This window comes from Klebsiella sp. C349492, from assembly GCF_042055345.1.
GTDB lineage: Bacteria > Pseudomonadota > Gammaproteobacteria > Enterobacterales > Enterobacteriaceae > Klebsiella > Klebsiella scottii.
In genome coordinates, this window is sequence record NZ_JANQCE010000001.1 from 122,271 (window position 1) to 138,043 (window position 15,773).

Here is a 15,773-nt window from a genome sequence, read left to right on the forward strand (position 1 = left end):
AGGCCCGGCAATAACCTTAAATTTATCGGAGAAATATCATGGCTCTCGACCACGAACACCACCATGACCACACCGAACCGCCGGAGGAAATTGCGCTTCGCGTGAAAGCGCTGGAGTCGCTGCTGACGGAAAAAGGCCTGGTAGATCCTGCGGCGCTGGATGAACTTATCGACACGTATGAACACCGAATTGGCCCCCGAAACGGTGCGCTTGTCGTGGCAAAAGCCTGGAGCGACCCTGATTACAAGGCCCGTCTTCTTGCCGATGGCACAGAGGCCATTGCCGAACTGGGTTTTTCAGGCGTGCAGGGGGAAGACATGATGGTTGTTGAAAATACCCCCGAGGTTCACAACGTGACGGTCTGTACGCTCTGCTCCTGCTACCCCTGGCCAACACTCGGTCTTCCGCCCGCCTGGTACAAATCGGCGCCGTACCGATCGCGCATTGTCATTGAGCCGCGCAGCGTTCTGGCCGAGTTTGGTCTGAACATCAGTGAAGACAGGGAAATTCGGGTGTGGGACAGCAGCGCTGAGTTGCGTTATCTGGTTCTGCCGGAAAGGCCCGCCGGAACTGAGGGCTGGAGTGTGGAGCAGCTTGTCGCGCTGGTCACCCGTGATGCCATGATTGGCACGGGAGTGGCGCTTCAGCCGGGCGATAAGTAGCAAGCGCTATTTCTTTCAACTTTTTTGGAGAATTCGATGAACGGGATACATGACCTGGGCGGTATGCATGGTATGGGCGCCGTCATTACTGAAGAAAACGAGCCTCCCTTCCATCACGAATGGGAACGGCGCACATTTTCGCTTTTTGCCTCTCTGTTTGTTGGTGGTCACTTCAATGTTGATATGTTCCGGCACGCCATTGAGCGCATGACCCCGGCGCACTATCTCGAAGAAAGCTACTACGAACACTGGATGCATGCTTTCGAGACGCTTCTGCTGGAGAGGGGCGTTATTACCGCCGATGAGCTTGCCGGCGCGGTTAAGCCGCGGTCAGCATCGCCGGAAACGCCGGTGCTGCGGCAGGATATGGTGCAGGCGGTTGTCAGTACCGGGGGTTGCGCACGGGTAGATATTGATGTACCGGCCAGCTTCCAGCCTGGCGACCGCGTCAGAGCAAAAAATATCAATCCTGCGGGGCATACCCGCCTGCCGCGCTATGTCCGCGGTAAGATCGGCACGATTGTGATTGATCATGGGGTCTTTATCACCCCGGATACGGCTGCTCACGATCTGGGCGATCATCCTCAGCACGTTTACAGCGTGAGCTTTTACGCGACTGAGCTGTGGGGCGATAAAGCACCGCCTAAAGACACGGTGCGAATCGACCTGTGGGACGACTATCTGGAGGTGCTATGAGTACAGAAATCCGGATAGCCCCCGATGCTACCGCCGCGGATAACGCCCCATTTGAACATCCGTGGCAGGCGCAGATTTTTTCGCTGATCGTCTACCTCCATCAGGCCGGGCAGTTCAGCTGGAAAGCGTGGGTTGATGTTTTCAGCGAGGAAATAAAAGCCAGTCCATTGCGGGAGGGGGAAAGCATTAACGATGCCTATTACCGGCAGTGGGTCTCCGCCGCCGAAAAAATGCTGTTCTCCCTGGAACTGACAGGAAAGGAAGATATGACCCGGCGAACCGATGAATGGCGCCAGGCTTATCTGAATACCCCGCACGGGATGCCGGTTGCACTGATTAGCGCCACCTGCGCGCCGGCGCATAATCACCACCACCCGGCACTTCGTGTCCCCGTGGCGGTCAGCCCGGCATCCGCCGGTCTGACACCCTGAATATTATTCACAGTCAGATAGAAGGAAGAAAAATGGACCATACCGTTAATGACATTCAAGTCAAGCAGGCACCCATCCCGCTTAATGCCATCCTGCCGTGGATTACATTTATCACGCTGGTGGTGATGCTGTCCGTCTATTTTATCGGGGCGGAGCAAGGGGCAACTGCCGTTTTCTCCGGCAATCAGGTACACGAATACTTCCATGATGCCCGGCATCTGCTGGGATTCCCCTGCCACTGAGGACAAAATCATGACGGGAAAACTTCTGTTACAGGGGATGATGGCGGGGATACTCGCTGGCATTATCGCCTTCAGCTTTGCCCACGTCTTCGGCGAGCCGCAGGTCGATCGCGCGATATCATTTGAAGAAGCCCTTTCCCATAAGCAGGTGGGTGAGGAGGGCGGGCATCACCACGAGGGAGAAGCCGATGGTGAAGCGTTTAGCCGGAAGACGCAGTCCGGTGCCGGTCTGCTGAGCGGGATGATCCTGTTCAGCGCGGCGATGGGCGGCGCGCTGGCTCTGGTCTGGTCGCTGTGCTGGCAACGAACCGGACCGCGCCAGGCAAGAGCGCTGGCGCTGTCATTGTCGTTGGGCGGGTTTCTGATCATGAGCATGATGCCGGGGCTGAAATATCCTCCTAATCCCCCTGCCGTGGGTGATCCTTCAACGATTGGCTATCGGACCGCGCTCTACTTCAGCATGCTGTTGGTTTCCGCTGTGATTGTGGTGACTGCTGCCTGGAGTGCCCATCATCTCAGACCGCGGCTGGGGAGCTGGAACGCTGCGCTGTGGGGAGGGTTGGCGGGGCTGGCGATGCTGATTACCGCCTGCATGCTGATGCCCGCAGTGAATGAGATCCCGGAGGTCTTTTCCGCCGATCTGCTGTGGCGTTTTCGCCTGAGCGCTTTCGGCACTCAGCTGACAATGTGGTGCGTAACGGGGCTGCTGTTTGGTACCTTTGCAGAAAGGACGCTGCGCAAGCCGAGGCATCGTGACCTGGCGGAAGGATGCTGATGGCATGACCTCAGTGATCCAGCTGATTTGCCAGGGTGAAACCCTGGCAAACAGGAACTCGTGCTTTCCGTTTGACGATCCCCTTACCGAAACTTCCCTTAACCAGGTCCGCCAGCTCAGGCAGCGCTTTGGGCCATTCAGTCAAATCTGGACCGCCCCGGAGCTGGCAGCACGGCAGACTACGCGTGAGCTGGGCCTGCGTGGCGAGTCAGTTCCGGAACTTGCTGAACCCGGATATGGCCGCTGGGCAGGGAGCCCGATTAAAAAGGTTGTTGAGCAAGATTATGGGGAATTTCAGCGCTGGCTTTCCGGGGAAGCTCCGCCGGGAGGGGAAAGCATTGCACAAGTTATGGACCGCGCGGGAACATGGTTGTCTGTTAGAGCGGCTGATCGAGGGGAGCAGGGCGCGATTGTTTCCTCTGCAGTTATTCGTGCGATAGTTATTCAGCTGCTCAATGCGCCCGTTAGCGCCTTTCAACTGATTGATATTCAACCATTAAGCGTGACGATGCTGCGCAGTAATGGAAAACGATGGCATCTGGCCTGTCTGGGAAAATAAATGGATGGATGAGTCCTGAAACGGTCCATGTTTAACAGAAGTAGCCAGGCAAATTGTTGATTATGGTGCCCTTCGTTATCGCAGATATTCATTGCTCGGAATGTAGTTGCACAGTAGTTCATCTTCTAACAATAGCCGAAATATTTACTCAAATGCCTTTTCTTTACTGTCGGCATTTCAACGCCAAATTCCTACCCTTCAACGACAGCATACCCTGCATCCGAATTCAGCATTCATGAAACAATTACAAATAGCCAAAGACGAATTTCCCCGCCTGAAAAAGGGTAATCATTTACCCATACTCAAATGAAACAGGCACTGTCACCTGAGTGACGAATGCGGCTTAACCGGTCGCTGTACGGTTACCCCCGCCTGCCTGGTGGGGTACCGTTTTCCTGATAGTGACGAGACAAGAGCGCCGGTCACGGCGTTTAGATTTCTGTTATCAGCAACATGATTTTAAGCATACCGCTAGATGGAAATGTCAGTAACAGACATTCAAAAAAATAAATTATTTATTTAAATCAAATTGTTATTTTTTTTGTTCACATGGGCAGAAAATGAGTAATGCTTTTTTGTGAACTCAGACACAAATCTCATTTCCTTAGGTTGCGCGATATGTATAGCTCGGAGTAACGTTCAATCAAGTTGAGCATGGTTGTACATAGACAAGTATGCATGTCACTTGCCATGTTCCTTAATTATCGACACAGATTACGAGGCAAAGCGTTATGTCCTTGAATACCAGACTAGAACCAGAACTTATCATACTGAATGAAGCTCCTCAGAACAGAAACACCCTGTTTAACTCGATCAGTAAATTACTACTATCCAAAAATTTTGTAGAACCGAGCTATCCAGACGCACTGATTGCCCGGGAAGAAAATCATCCGACGGCCATGCAACTCGAAAAGATGGGGGTCGCAATCCCGCATGTCGATGTGGAGCATATCCGCGAAGAAAAACTCGTCGTTGTTACCTGTCCTGAAGGGATCGTATTTAATCAGGCTGAAGATCCAGATAATACCATGAAGGTCAATGTTATTTTCTTTTTACTTCTAAAGGAAAAGGATGCACATCTTGAATTCCTGATGAAGCTTATTGGACTTTTTCAGCGCAGCAATGAGATGGATAAAATCCTTTGGGCGAGTTCAAAGGATGAAGTTATGGATATTTTGACAGAAAGTCTTTATTAGGCAATTAGTACCGGTTCTTATTACCTCGTTATTCTTATTACTATATTGGAGTCTGAAATGAACAAAAAAATCATCTTCGCCTGTACCAGTGGTATTGCGACTTCTGCAGTTGCAACTGAGAAAGTTGTTCAGTACTGCAAAAGCCAGGGAATTAATGTGGAACCAATCCAGTCAAATATTGGCACTATTAATAAACAGGATGGCATGGCTGACTTAATTATTGTGACTTCAGCTGTTAAGACTGAACTGCAGACGCCAGTTCTGAACGGTCTTCCTCTTCTTACTGGTTTTGGTGAAGAAGAATTACTGGAAAAAATCGTAGCCATCCTTAAACAATAAAGGTGAGCGTGATGGATAAAGTCTTTTCCGCCGTCCAGTTTATTCTGGGACTCGGGCCTACGATCATGTTGCCGATAATCATTTTTATTATGGCAATGTGTCTTCAGACCGGCTTCAGTCGCGCACTGCGTTCGGCTCTGACCATCGGCATGGGTTTTATCGGTATATTTCTGGTCTTTGGTTTGCTGGTTGATACTCTTGGCCCTGCAGCAAAAGAAATGGTCAGTCACACCGGTATTGATTTACCTGTTGTTGATCTGGGCTGGACACCACTGGCAGCAATCGCCTGGGCTTCTCAGGTGGCACCATTTGTCGTGCCAATGACCATTGGTATTAACGTACTTATGCTTACCCTTAACTGGACCAAAACCGTCGATATTGATGTCTGGAACTTCTGGCATTTCTCAATGGTCGGCGCGATGGTCTATGGGGTGACGGGCAATTTCTTTTTTGGACTACTGATTGCCGGCATCACAGCGGCCATTACTTTTGTGATGGCTGACTGGTGTGCCCCTATGATCCAGAAGTATTTCAACCTGCCAGGCATCTCATTACCAACGCTGTCTGCAGTTATTTTCTTCCCGATTGGTGTTCTGGGGAACATGGTGCTCGATAAAATTCCGGGCATTAACAAACTGAATGCGGATCCGGACCAAATCCAGAAACGCTTCGGTGTCTTTGGCGAACCGATGATGTTAGGGGTGATTTTAGGGGCGGGTATTGGTCTGCTGGCGGAATATGATCTTAAAGGTGTGTTAAACCTGGCGATGAGCCTCGGAGCGGTCATGCTGATTATGCCTCGTATGGTTAAATTGCTGATGGAAGGTTTGCTGCCACTATCTGATGCTGTTCGTAGTTTCCTGAAGAAGCGCTACCCCGATCGCCATGACCTGTACATCGGTCTGGATATCGCGGTCGCGGTAGGCCATCCTTCCGTCCTGTCCACCGCTCTGCTGCTTATTCCTGTCGGTGTGCTTCTGGCGGTTGTTCTTCCAGGCAACAGACTGTTGCCGCTTGGTGACCTTGCAAACATTTGGGTTCCGATCTCTATGGTTGTACTGGCCTGTCGCGGGAATATTGTCAGAGCATTTCTCATCGGTATTCCTTGTCTGGCGGTGAACTTGTATGTGGCGTCGGCGGCGGCTCCTATCCTGACCAAAATTGCCCGGGACATGAATTTCCCGCTGAAAACAGATGGTGAGATTTCCAGCCTGCTCGATGGCGGTAATCCGTATCGTTTCTGGGCAGTTAAAGTGTTTGAAGGAAATACTATCGCTCTGATTCTTATTCCTGTCATCTTCCTGCTGTGCCTGTGGCTCTATCGTGTCACTAAAAAACAGCTTAAAGCAGAAGAAGCAGCAGAAAATAATGAAGCATCCGCGGGTGACATTCCGCTAGCAAAATAATTCTGTCCATTTTGAAGCAGAAGGATCTGCTTCAGAATAAAACAAACGTTGTCCCTTGCAAATAAAAGGGGAGAGTGATGTATACGATCGGAATCGATGTTGGCACGACAAATTGTAAGGTGTGTTTGTTCGCAATTCCTTCACTGGAATTGATTAATCAGTACAGTTTCAGAACACCGAAAATTGTGGATGGGGAAAATACTGATTTTGATGTTCGCCTCATTTGGGAAGGTATACTACATGGCCTTAAAACAATAACAAACACCTTGGATGATTCTGGCAATATCATTGCACTGGCGGTCGCCAGTGTGGGGGAGGCTGGGGTCCTGCTTGATGGTAATGATAATGTCATTGGTCCGACATTAACCTGGTATGACACCCGGCCTACCCAGCAGCTGGAAAGCATTATTTCTGCAATGGATGTAGAACATATCTATGAGATAACTGGTATCCCTGCGCATTCAAATTACAGTATAAATAAAATTAAGTGGCTGTATGACAATGTCAGCCATGCCCGGGAAGGCCGAAAATGGCTATGTCTGGCGGAATATATTGCCTTTAAATTATCCGGTGTGAAGCGCTCAGAATATTCTCTGGCATCACGGACGATGGTATTAAATATCGCTGAGATGGACTGGGATAAACAGCTCATCACTACCGCTGAGCTTTCACCCTCTTTATTCAGTCCGCTTGTTCAGGCTGGAGTAGCAATTGGTAATGTCACATCTGCGGTTTCTGATCTGACCGGGTTGTCGACGGAAAGCCGTGTCGCTATCGCAGGGCATGATCATATGTGCGGCTCTGTGGCTGTCGGGTTGAGCAGAGAAGATCAGATCCTTAACTCCACAGGAACGACAGAGGGACTGCTGGTCGTGACCGAAGCGGTCAATAATACCGGACGTTTCTTTCGTGCTCGGGTTTCAAATGGCGTGCATGTGCTTCCGGGTCTCCATTCCCTTTATGCCTCACTACCTTCTGCCGGGTATGCAATCGAATGGTTCAGAAATCTCTTTGAGCTCGATATGCCTGCGTTCCTGCGAATGGTGGAAACGCTGCGCAACGAGCAGGATTTGGTTATGGCCGGAACCCTTGACGGTATTTTCATTCCGCATTTGCGTGGCAGCGGTCCGCCGGATAGAAATACCTGCTCCCGGGCATTGATTTACGGTCTTGATGATAAGTCACGGCCAGAAGATGTACTACGTTTTGTATTCCAGGGGCTGTGTTTTGAACTTAAAAACTTGCTGGATTTGTATGAAGAGCTGACAGGGAAAAAATATCCCATCGTGAATGTCATTGGTGCGGCCTGCAAAAACCCTTACTGGTTGCAGCTCAAAGCCAATATTCTTAACCGGGAAATTGTGGCCTGCAATGTCGATGAGGCTGTCAGCAAAGGCGCGGCCATACTGGCGGCGAAAGCCGCAGGTATAGATGTGGAATCCCTCCCAGGAACAACTGAAGAAAAGACCCTGAGTTATCTACCCGAAAGTGATGTGGTTGCTCACTATCAGGCGATTTACACTCAGGTCTACAAGCCGCTTTATGAATCCAAGATGCGCACTGAGCGTCTTTGCTATGGAGTTAACTAATGAAAGCCAGTGTTTACTACAGCAAAAATGATATTCGTTATGAAGATGTCGAGGTGCCAGAAATTGGCGACGGCGATATGCTTATTAAAATGCATTCCTGTGGCCTGTGCGGAACTGACATCCATAAGGCGCAACATCAGACGGTTACCGGTCCGGTTATTCTCGGGCACGAAGTCTCGGGTGAAGTCGTGAAAGTAGGTAAAGATGTTACCCGCTACCGGGTTGGTGAGCGCGTGGTGACGGCAATCCACGTACCGTGTTTTAACTGCCATTACTGTGACAGAGGCTTTTTTACTCTGTGTGACCAGTTCAAGAAAACGAACCTCGAACCTGGTGGTTTCAGTGAGTTTATTCGCATTCCGCGCCTGCATGTTGAACATCTGACGCACCGTATTATTGACACTCTCGACTGGGATCGCGCAGCAATGATCGAGCCTGTCGCCTGCTGTCTGCATGGTCTGAAATCAGCCAATATTCATGCAAAAGATACTGTGCTGGTACTGGGTTCCGGAACTATCGGTCTGGTCAGTGCACAACTGGCTGCGCTGAAAGGGGCTTCAACCGTTATCGTTTCCGACTATTCCCGTTTCAAACGTGAACTGGCACTGAAGATCGGTATCACCCACGCGATCGACCCGGCAAATGAAGATGTTGAAACCCGCGTGGCGGAAATCACTCAGGGTAAAGGTCCGGATGTGGTGATTATTGCCGCGGGTGTCTCGTCACTGGTTTCACAGGCAGTGAATGTTGTCCGCCGTGGTGGTCGGGTGGTTGTGTTCTCGCCATTTGACAAAAATCCGGTGGTCGAAATTGATGCTGGACGCCTGTTCCGCGATGAAATTTCTATCGTTGGTACCTACTCACTCACGCCATATGACATGAAAGAAGCGATTGAAATCGTGGAAAAAGACAAAATCAACACCCGGGATATGATCACACATACCTGGTCCCTTTCGCGTATAGGGGAAGCGATCGAGTTTGCGGCCAATCCTGAAAATGACGTACTGAAAATTATCATTAAAGCAGATGCTTAATCGCAGAAGCCCCCATTATCTGAGGTGGGGGCCAGATGATTCGACGCAATCTTTTTAATTGATGAATTGAGTGTTGGGCTGAAACTGTGAAGTTGATCATATAGTTAATTTTTAAAAAACTCTGTATTATCATAACTTGTTCATACTTGTATACAGACGATCTAACCAGGAGCAGCACAACATGAGTACCATACTGAAAGACTCAGAAATTCCTTTATATATGCAGGTTTCCGAATGGATCCGCGAAAATATTTATAAAGGGGAGCTCGGTAAAGGTGACCGTATTCCCTCCGAGAATCAGATTATGGACTTACTGCATGTCAGCAGGGGAACCGTGAAGAAAGGTGTCACCATGCTGGTGAATGAAGGCTTGTTGATTCAGGTTCAGGGAAAGGGGACTTTCGTCAAGAAAGAGAATATCTCTTACTCCCTTGGAGAGGGACTGCTATCTTTTGCCGAATCACTTGAAAGTCAGCATTTGTCATTCACGACTGAGGTTATTGAGTCATATACAGAGAAAGCCTCAAAAAGTGTTGCGGCAAAACTACGGATAGAACCAGGTGCACCGATTCTTTATCTCAAACGTGTGCGCAGCGTGGATGGTGAAAGGGTTATGTTAATTGAAAACAGAATTAATATTTCGCTATGTCCAGGAATTGTTGATGTTGATTTCAATAAGCAAAATCTGTTTCCGACAGTGGAAGCACTGACAGGGCAAAAAATCGTTTATTCAGAAAGCCGCTACGCAGCAAAAATTGTCGGCAGTGAACGTGGGCACTATTTGGAAGTTAATGAAGAAGCTCCGGTTCTTCATCTTGAACAACTGGTTTTTCTTGAGAATCATATGCCATTTGATTTAGGTAATGTCTGGTTAAAATCAGATAAATATTATTTAGGTACTGTACTTCAACGAAGAAAGAGGTAAATATCATGCCATTAGTAAACGGTAATATCCTGCTCGATCGTATTCGTGAAAAGCGTGTTCTGGCTGGGGCATTTAATACCACTAACCTGGAAACCACCATTTCTATCCTGGACGCCATTGAGCGTTCAGGGTTACCTAACTTTATTCAGATTGCACCGACAAATGCGAAACTTTCGGGTTATGACTACATCTATGAAATCGTGAGAAAACGCGCTGCTACCATGGATGTTCCGGTCAGTCTTCACCTTGACCATGGTAAAGAGCTGAATGATGTCAAGCAGGCTGTCCGGGCGGGGTTTACCTCTGTCATGATTGACGGAGCCGAGCTGCCGTATGAAGAAAATATTGCGTTTACTAAAGAAGCTGTCGATTTCTGCAAGTCATTCGGCGTTCCCGTCGAAGCCGAGCTCGGTGCTATTCTGGGTAAAGAAGACGATCATGTCAGTGAAGCGGACTGTAAAACGGATGTTAATCAGGTCCGTCGCTTTGTAGAAGAGACCGGATGTAGCATGCTTGCCGTTTCCGTCGGTAATGTTCATGGTCTGGAAGATATTCCCCGCATTGATATTCCGTTACTGCAGAAAATTGCCAAAGTCTGTCCGTGTCCGCTGGTTATTCATGGCGGCTCCGGAATTAATGAAGACATCATCCGCAGTTTTGTCAAATATAATGTCGTTAAGGTTAATATTGCCAGCGATCTGCGTAAGGCATTTATTACGACTGTGGGGCAGGCCTGGACGCAAAATAATAACGAAGCCAATCTAGCCAGGGTAATGTCAGGTGCGAAAGCAGCAGTGGAAGCGGATGTCTACAGTAAAATACTGATGATGAACCGCACATCCTGATAACAAGATAACTTTAAATTCAGCGATCAGATTGGAAGTAAAAATGATTCGAGAGAATATTCGTGTTACTAACAGCACGGGGCTGCACGCACGTCCGGCAGCCACCTTTGTCAAAACACTGAAGAAATATGAATCTTCTGTGACGCTCGTAAATAACGGGAAGGAGACGGTAATTAAAGGGTTGATGAGTGTTTTAGGCGCCGGAGTTAAAGGAAAGTCCAATGTTGAAATTATCTGCGAGGGGCCGGACGAACAGGCTCTGATGGATGAAATAAAAGGGTTATTTGCCAGCGGTTTTGGTGAGAAAGAAGAATAACACCTTTTATTTACGGGAAAGTCTTATACACCTGACTGGTCTATATTCATCCCTGAACGGGAGGTAATACTGTGGCTCAAAAATGGTTACAACGGATCCTACTTGTCAATGATGATGGTATTGACGCGCCGGGTATTAAATTGCTTGAGGGTGTTGCAGAACAGCTTGCAGATGAAGTCTGGGTTATTGCGCCTGCAACCGATAAAAGCGGCGTGGCCAACTCCGTCAGCCTGAGGGAGCCTGTCCGTGTGGAGCAACGCGGAGAACGCCGGTTTGCAGTACATGGTACACCTGCAGATTGTGTCACGGTGGCAGTCCGGCAACTGATGAAAGAACAGCCCCCGCAGCTGTTACTGTCGGGTATTAACAATGGCTCCAATATCGGTTTTGAAACCGTGCTTTCCGGTACGGTAGGCGCGGCCATCACAGGCCTCCTGTTTGGTGTTCCGTCGGTCGCGCTGAGTCAGGACAAACGACCTGAGGATTTAGTTAACTGGCGTACCGCAGAAGCCTTTTGCCTGCCCGTACTGGACACGTTAATCAGTCGGGGATTGCTGGCGGACCGCTGTCTGAGTATTAATTTCCCTGACCTGCCCGCCGAAAAGATCAGAGGAATTAAAGCCACGCGCCAGGGTATCGGCAAAGTGAAAGGGTTACAGGTCGTTCCCACGACAGATCCACACGGAGAAAATTATTTCTGGATCCGGGTGGAGCATGGGGTCACTGCATTTCCTGAACACAGTGAGGCCAGGGCGGTTTCTGAAGGATATATCTCTGTCACGCCTTTAATGTTTGAAAGAACGGCCATGGAAAGCTGGAACCAGCTTTCCGATATCCTGAATTCGCCGCACTAGCCCTTGACATGGCCGGTACGTTTGTCGCCCTGGGAGGGGCGACATTTTTTCACATTCATGTGTTTAACCTTGGTACCGATGAGTGAGGTCACGATGAAGGCACTAAATTTGTATGGCATACAGGATGTCCGCTATGAAGAGGTGCGGAGACCTGAAGTTGAAAAAGAAAATGATGTTCTGATTAAAGTGCATACGGCGGGTATATGTGGTTCAGATATATCGCGCTTTGGTAAAATAGGGTCATACAACCCCGGTCTGACCTGGGGACATGAGTTTTCCGGTACCGTGGAGAGCACGGGGAGTGGGGTGATATCGCTCAGGAAAGGCGATCGTGTCACAGCCTGTAACTGCTTTCCCTGCTTCCACTGTGATTACTGTCGACAGGGAACTTATGCCCGGTGTACGGATCTGAAGGTGCTTGGGGGGCATGTCAGCGGTGCTTTTGCTGAATATATTCGGATGCCGGCCGAGAATGTCCTCAAATTACCCGACTCGATGGACTTTGCGACAGCAAGTTTTATAGAGCCATCAAGTGTGGTTGTACATGGCATGCGGCAGGTCTATATCAAGCCAGGTAGCAGTGTGGCTGTTGTCGGTTGCGGCACCATTGGCTTACTTGCTGTTCAATGGGCAAAAATCTGCGGCGCGGGAGACGTGTTCGCATTTGACACTGACGAGTCTAAACTTGCGGTCGCGGCGAAAACCGGGGCGACGGCAACATTCTGCGTTAAAGATGACAACCATTTAGCCCGATTCCAGGAAACCACCAATAATGCCGGTGTTGATATCGTCTTTGAGTCATCCGGGAATGCGGCCGGGATAGGCTCATCCCTGCTTCTGGCGGCGAAAGGCGGAACGGTGTTACTGCTGGGTATCCCTTACGGTGACGTTGCTTTACCCCGGCTGAATTTTGAAAAAATTGTGCGTAATGAACTGAAAGTCGTAGGTTCATGGAATTCTATCTCCGCGCCGTTTCCGGGAAAAGAGTGGCAGACGTCCATCCATTACCTCAGTACCGGGCAGATTAATGTCTCCCCATTAATTACAAAACGGGTGTTACTGGAAGATGTTCCGTCGGTTTTGCCGGTGCTTTATAATCGGGAAGAGTTTTTCGTTAAGATCCTGATCAACGTCGAAGCGTTATCCTGAGGGTCGTGTGGAAGATTGTATTTCTCATCATCACTCATGTCTTACATGGGGCAACATGAAATCGTTGCATGAACTTATCATTCTGAATCATTTTTATTACTGCTTTCTTCTGGCAACTAAACTCAGAAAATGCAATCTTCCCTCTGTTAATGGTGTCAACTAAAAAATATTTATGAAGTAGTGGCTTCCACTGCCCAGAAAAATGCAGTTTGACAAACTGGCCTATGATGAAACCCCGTAGTTGTTTGAAAGCCTTTCGGATAAGGGGATGACCTTTCAGGAGTTCGAGTTTAATATAGCATTGATCTATCGTCGTTCTCTGTTGATGATTAAGGAAGATGAAGAGAAGTTTTTATATACTGCTAATAAATAGCACCGTCTTATTATAATAAGACATCGAGGAGCCGCTAATATGAATATAAGGAAAAACCGCTTAAGGTTACTTAAGCGGTTTTCTGCTATCAATTATCAATCCTAAACTACCGCTATGGAGGTGGCGATCATTCTCTTTCAGCCGCTCGTTATTCCACATCTATCGGCGGCGTTCCAATAGTACAAAATAGATGATGGTCATCACCAGCACGATCAACAGTAAAATCAGCGCGGCGGCGGCCCCTTCATTGAGCGACAGGCCCAGGAACGCCCGGCGATAGGCGAAGAAGCTCAGCACTTCGGTGGCATTTCCCGGCCCGCCACGGGTCAGGATATAGGGCAGGTCATAGGTCCGAAGCTCGTTAATCAACTGGATAACAATGGCGATCGCCGAAACCGGGCGCAGCATCGGCAGGGTGATATACCAGAACTGCTGCAAGCTATTCGCCCCGTCAATTTCGGCGGCTTCGTACGGGTCATTAGGTAGTGATGCCAGCCCTGCGGCGAGGATCAGCACCACAAATGACATCTGCTGCCAGACATCAATAAACACCATGCTCCAGAACGCCAACGTAGGGTTGCCCAGCCAGTCGACGCCCGGCAGGCCGATGCTTTCCAGCATATGGTTGATAATGCCGAGGTTCGGCTGCAGCAACATACGCCAGATCAGCGCCACGCTCACCGGTGACATCGCCATAGGAATGGTGAGTAAGGCGAAATAGACCGGACGGGTCTTCACCACCCGGTTGAGCATCAGGGCGATACCCAGCCCGACAATAAATTCACCGCTCACCGTCAGTAATGAATAACGGATCGTCAGCCAGGCAGAATGCCAGAAAGTATCGCTGCTCAGCACGCTGATAAAATTATCCAGCCCGGCAAAAGGGAGTATTTCAGTATGCAGCAACGTATATGACGAAAAAGCCAGTACGACAGAATAAATAACAGGGAAGCCGAGCACAATCGCCAGGGCCAGCAACCCAGGCAGGGCGAATGCCCAGCCTGTTACACGGAATCTGTCTATTGTTACACGGTACTTCGGTTTCACGATAAATTCCTCAGCTAAAGCCATCTGCCGGCCCCCTTTTCTTATTTCACCAGTAACTTATCAAGTTGGTCTGATGCGCTTTTCAGAGACTTGTCGACGGTATTTTCGCCACTCGCCAGCAGGGACAGCTGCGTCCCCAGAACATCTTCATACTGGGCGGAATAAGAGAAAACAGGGAAGGATTTGCCGGACGCCACGATATTCAGCGCGTCTTTATAGTAAGGATACTTCTTCAGTACCTCGGCGTTTTCATACGCATCGGCGCGAACAGGCGCATGCCCCTGCAATGCCCGTGCGGTGGTGACCTCTTTGCTCTGTACCCACTGAATAAAGGTCCATGCGGCCTGTTTTTCTTTATCTGAGACGTTTTTCGGAATGCCCCAACCCCAGCCGCCGCTCTCTCCGTGTCCACCTGGAACGGTTGTCAGCGCGAGTTTACCGGCTACGGCCGGGCAGGTGGTGGCGTTATCCAGTTGCGGCAGCATCCACCAGTAGGTCAACATACTGAACGCTTTACCGCTACACATCAGACGCACGGTATCGTCGAGGGTGGCAGAAAGCGCACCGGTTTGCGCGGCATTCTTGATGGCGTCTGCATACAGCGTCATCGCTTTATTCCCCGCCGGGCTGTTCAGGGCCGATTTGCCTTTATCGTCAATATAAGCGCCGCCGCTGGCGAAGAGATAGTTCGAGAACTCCATGCTGTTTGGATCCCCGCGCTGCCCCTGCATGGCCGCTCCGGACATGTCGCTGTTCTTTTTAATAAATTTGGCAAGCGATACGTACTCTTCCAGGGTTTTGGGCTGCTCGAGCGGCTTTTTAAATTCGGTCTGATACGCGCTCTTTAACTTCTCATCCTGCAACACATCCGTACGGTAAATCAGGCCCATGGAATAGTTGTACATCGGGATCAGAGAGGTTTTATTGGCCGTGACATTAATGAGCGATACGGTCGCCGGAATAAAGGCCGACATATCAAAGTTTGATTTTTTCACGTCCGGCGTGAGGTCCGTCAGCCAGCCGGCTTTGCTGAATTCCCCCGCCCACAGAAAATCCACTTCCAGCAGGTTGTAATAGCTTTGCGACTGAATTAGCTGTGAAACCAGCTTGTCATGCATATCGCCGTAACCGATTTTTTCGAACTGCACTTTGATGTGGTACTGCTTTTCGAAATCAGGCAGCATTTTTTCAATGATTTGCGTTTCCGGCACATCTTCCATCAACGCACGCAGCACAATATCTTCTGCCCGAACGGACGCCGAAAGGCTAAGGACTATCAGACCCGATAACAATGTGACTTTCTTACGATTCAACATAATTAACTCCTGGTGAAGG

Annotated in this window: 18 protein-coding genes; 16 read left to right on the forward strand and 2 right to left on the reverse strand. The window is 49.4% G+C overall.

The features are described from left to right. Positions 1–38 precede the first annotated feature (38 nt). The 16 genes from nthA (at position 39) to NWP14_RS00605 (ending at position 13,018) form a co-directional block, all read left to right on the forward strand. Positions 39–662 carry a nitrile hydratase subunit alpha gene (nthA, locus tag NWP14_RS00530; protein WP_095101530.1) on the forward strand — a complete coding sequence of 208 codons (624 nt, stop codon included), beginning with the start codon at positions 39–41 and terminating at the stop codon, positions 660–662. A gap of 36 nt (positions 663–698) precedes the next feature. After that, entirely contained in the window at positions 699–1,358 is a 660-nt protein-coding gene (nthB, locus tag NWP14_RS00535; RefSeq protein ID WP_375214568.1) for a nitrile hydratase subunit beta, read from the forward strand. After that, the gene (locus tag NWP14_RS00540; RefSeq protein ID WP_375214569.1) at positions 1,355–1,789 is read left to right on the forward strand and encodes a nitrile hydratase accessory protein; all 435 of its coding nucleotides are present in this window, start codon (positions 1,355–1,357) and stop codon (positions 1,787–1,789) included. The genes nthB and NWP14_RS00540 overlap by 4 nt, the downstream gene beginning before the upstream one ends. Positions 1,790–1,821: 32 nt before the next feature. Then, positions 1,822–2,031: a CbtB-domain containing protein gene (locus tag NWP14_RS00545; protein ID WP_331834456.1), complete on the forward strand. Its 210-nt coding sequence runs from the start codon at positions 1,822–1,824 to the stop codon at positions 2,029–2,031. 10 nt (positions 2,032–2,041) lie between these two features. Then, positions 2,042–2,806, forward strand: a complete 765-nt coding sequence (locus NWP14_RS00550; RefSeq protein WP_095101538.1) for a CbtA family protein — start codon at positions 2,042–2,044, stop codon at positions 2,804–2,806. 4 nt (positions 2,807–2,810) lie between these two features. Then, positions 2,811–3,365, forward strand: a complete 555-nt coding sequence (locus NWP14_RS00555) for a histidine phosphatase family protein (RefSeq protein ID WP_375214570.1) — start codon at positions 2,811–2,813, stop codon at positions 3,363–3,365. Positions 3,366–4,096: 731 nt separating this feature from the next. Beyond that, positions 4,097–4,561, forward strand: a complete 465-nt coding sequence (locus NWP14_RS00560; protein WP_095101542.1) for a PTS sugar transporter subunit IIA — start codon at positions 4,097–4,099, stop codon at positions 4,559–4,561. 57 nt (positions 4,562–4,618) lie between these two features. Continuing rightward, positions 4,619–4,900: a PTS sugar transporter subunit IIB gene (locus tag NWP14_RS00565; protein WP_095101544.1), complete on the forward strand. Its 282-nt coding sequence runs from the start codon at positions 4,619–4,621 to the stop codon at positions 4,898–4,900. Positions 4,901–4,911: 11 nt separating this feature from the next. Then, entirely contained in the window at positions 4,912–6,306 is a 1,395-nt protein-coding gene (locus NWP14_RS00570) for a PTS galactitol transporter subunit IIC (protein WP_095101546.1), read from the forward strand. A gap of 77 nt (positions 6,307–6,383) precedes the next feature. After that, positions 6,384–7,895, forward strand: a complete 1,512-nt coding sequence (locus tag NWP14_RS00575; protein ID WP_375214571.1) for an L-fuculokinase — start codon at positions 6,384–6,386, stop codon at positions 7,893–7,895. Then, entirely contained in the window at positions 7,895–8,929 is a 1,035-nt protein-coding gene (locus NWP14_RS00580) for a zinc-binding dehydrogenase (RefSeq protein WP_375214572.1), read from the forward strand. Before NWP14_RS00575 ends, NWP14_RS00580 begins: the two co-directional genes overlap by 1 nt. A gap of 181 nt (positions 8,930–9,110) precedes the next feature. Further along, positions 9,111–9,854, forward strand: coding sequence for a GntR family transcriptional regulator (locus NWP14_RS00585; protein WP_095101552.1), 744 nt, complete (start codon positions 9,111–9,113; stop codon positions 9,852–9,854). Positions 9,855–9,859: 5 nt separating this feature from the next. Beyond that, entirely contained in the window at positions 9,860–10,699 is an 840-nt protein-coding gene (locus NWP14_RS00590; protein WP_375214573.1) for a class II aldolase, read from the forward strand. A 43-nt stretch (positions 10,700–10,742) separates the two neighbouring features. Next, positions 10,743–11,015: an HPr family phosphocarrier protein gene (locus tag NWP14_RS00595; RefSeq protein WP_095101556.1), complete on the forward strand. Its 273-nt coding sequence runs from the start codon at positions 10,743–10,745 to the stop codon at positions 11,013–11,015. 71 nt (positions 11,016–11,086) lie between these two features. Next, positions 11,087–11,869, forward strand: coding sequence for a 5'/3'-nucleotidase SurE (gene surE / locus NWP14_RS00600; RefSeq protein ID WP_375214574.1), 783 nt, complete (start codon positions 11,087–11,089; stop codon positions 11,867–11,869). A 93-nt stretch (positions 11,870–11,962) separates the two neighbouring features. Then, positions 11,963–13,018 (forward strand): galactitol-1-phosphate 5-dehydrogenase, encoded by a 1,056-nt coding sequence (locus tag NWP14_RS00605; protein WP_375214575.1) that lies wholly within the window; start codon positions 11,963–11,965, stop codon positions 13,016–13,018. A 532-nt stretch (positions 13,019–13,550) separates the two neighbouring features. On the opposite strand, the gene NWP14_RS00610 is transcribed toward NWP14_RS00605, so the two are convergent. Together NWP14_RS00610 and NWP14_RS00615 are read right to left on the reverse strand one after the other, a co-directional pair. Next, the gene (locus NWP14_RS00610) at positions 13,551–14,462 is read right to left on the reverse strand and encodes a carbohydrate ABC transporter permease (RefSeq protein WP_375214576.1); all 912 of its coding nucleotides are present in this window, start codon (positions 14,460–14,462) and stop codon (positions 13,551–13,553) included. A 17-nt stretch (positions 14,463–14,479) separates the two neighbouring features. Further along, positions 14,480–15,754 (reverse strand): extracellular solute-binding protein, encoded by a 1,275-nt coding sequence (locus NWP14_RS00615; RefSeq protein WP_375214577.1) that lies wholly within the window; start codon positions 15,752–15,754, stop codon positions 14,480–14,482. Positions 15,755–15,773: the final 19 nt, after the last annotated feature.

What these genes read in the sequence shown, in the direction of transcription:
- nthA (WP_095101530.1), top strand. Translation starts at nt 39, where the DNA reads ATGGCTCTCGACCACGAACACCACCATGACCACACCGAACCGCCGGAG.
- nthB (WP_375214568.1), top strand. Translation starts at nt 699, where the DNA reads ATGAACGGGATACATGACCTGGGCGGTATGCATGGTATGGGCGCCGTC.
- NWP14_RS00540 (WP_375214569.1), top strand. Translation starts at nt 1,355, where the DNA reads ATGAGTACAGAAATCCGGATAGCCCCCGATGCTACCGCCGCGGATAAC.
- NWP14_RS00545 (WP_331834456.1), top strand. Translation starts at nt 1,822, where the DNA reads ATGGACCATACCGTTAATGACATTCAAGTCAAGCAGGCACCCATCCCG.
- NWP14_RS00550 (WP_095101538.1), top strand. Translation starts at nt 2,042, where the DNA reads ATGACGGGAAAACTTCTGTTACAGGGGATGATGGCGGGGATACTCGCT.
- NWP14_RS00555 (WP_375214570.1), top strand. Translation starts at nt 2,811, where the DNA reads ATGACCTCAGTGATCCAGCTGATTTGCCAGGGTGAAACCCTGGCAAAC.
- NWP14_RS00560 (WP_095101542.1), top strand. Translation starts at nt 4,097, where the DNA reads ATGTCCTTGAATACCAGACTAGAACCAGAACTTATCATACTGAATGAA.
- NWP14_RS00565 (WP_095101544.1), top strand. Translation starts at nt 4,619, where the DNA reads ATGAACAAAAAAATCATCTTCGCCTGTACCAGTGGTATTGCGACTTCT.
- NWP14_RS00570 (WP_095101546.1), top strand. Translation starts at nt 4,912, where the DNA reads ATGGATAAAGTCTTTTCCGCCGTCCAGTTTATTCTGGGACTCGGGCCT.
- NWP14_RS00575 (WP_375214571.1), top strand. Translation starts at nt 6,384, where the DNA reads ATGTATACGATCGGAATCGATGTTGGCACGACAAATTGTAAGGTGTGT.
- NWP14_RS00580 (WP_375214572.1), top strand. Translation starts at nt 7,895, where the DNA reads ATGAAAGCCAGTGTTTACTACAGCAAAAATGATATTCGTTATGAAGAT.
- NWP14_RS00585 (WP_095101552.1), top strand. Translation starts at nt 9,111, where the DNA reads ATGAGTACCATACTGAAAGACTCAGAAATTCCTTTATATATGCAGGTT.
- NWP14_RS00590 (WP_375214573.1), top strand. Translation starts at nt 9,860, where the DNA reads ATGCCATTAGTAAACGGTAATATCCTGCTCGATCGTATTCGTGAAAAG.
- NWP14_RS00595 (WP_095101556.1), top strand. Translation starts at nt 10,743, where the DNA reads ATGATTCGAGAGAATATTCGTGTTACTAACAGCACGGGGCTGCACGCA.
- NWP14_RS00605 (WP_375214575.1), top strand. Translation starts at nt 11,963, where the DNA reads ATGAAGGCACTAAATTTGTATGGCATACAGGATGTCCGCTATGAAGAG.
- NWP14_RS00610 (WP_375214576.1), bottom strand. Translation starts at nt 14,462, where the DNA reads ATGGCTTTAGCTGAGGAATTTATCGTGAAACCGAAGTACCGTGTAACA.
- NWP14_RS00615 (WP_375214577.1), bottom strand. Translation starts at nt 15,754, where the DNA reads ATGTTGAATCGTAAGAAAGTCACATTGTTATCGGGTCTGATAGTCCTT.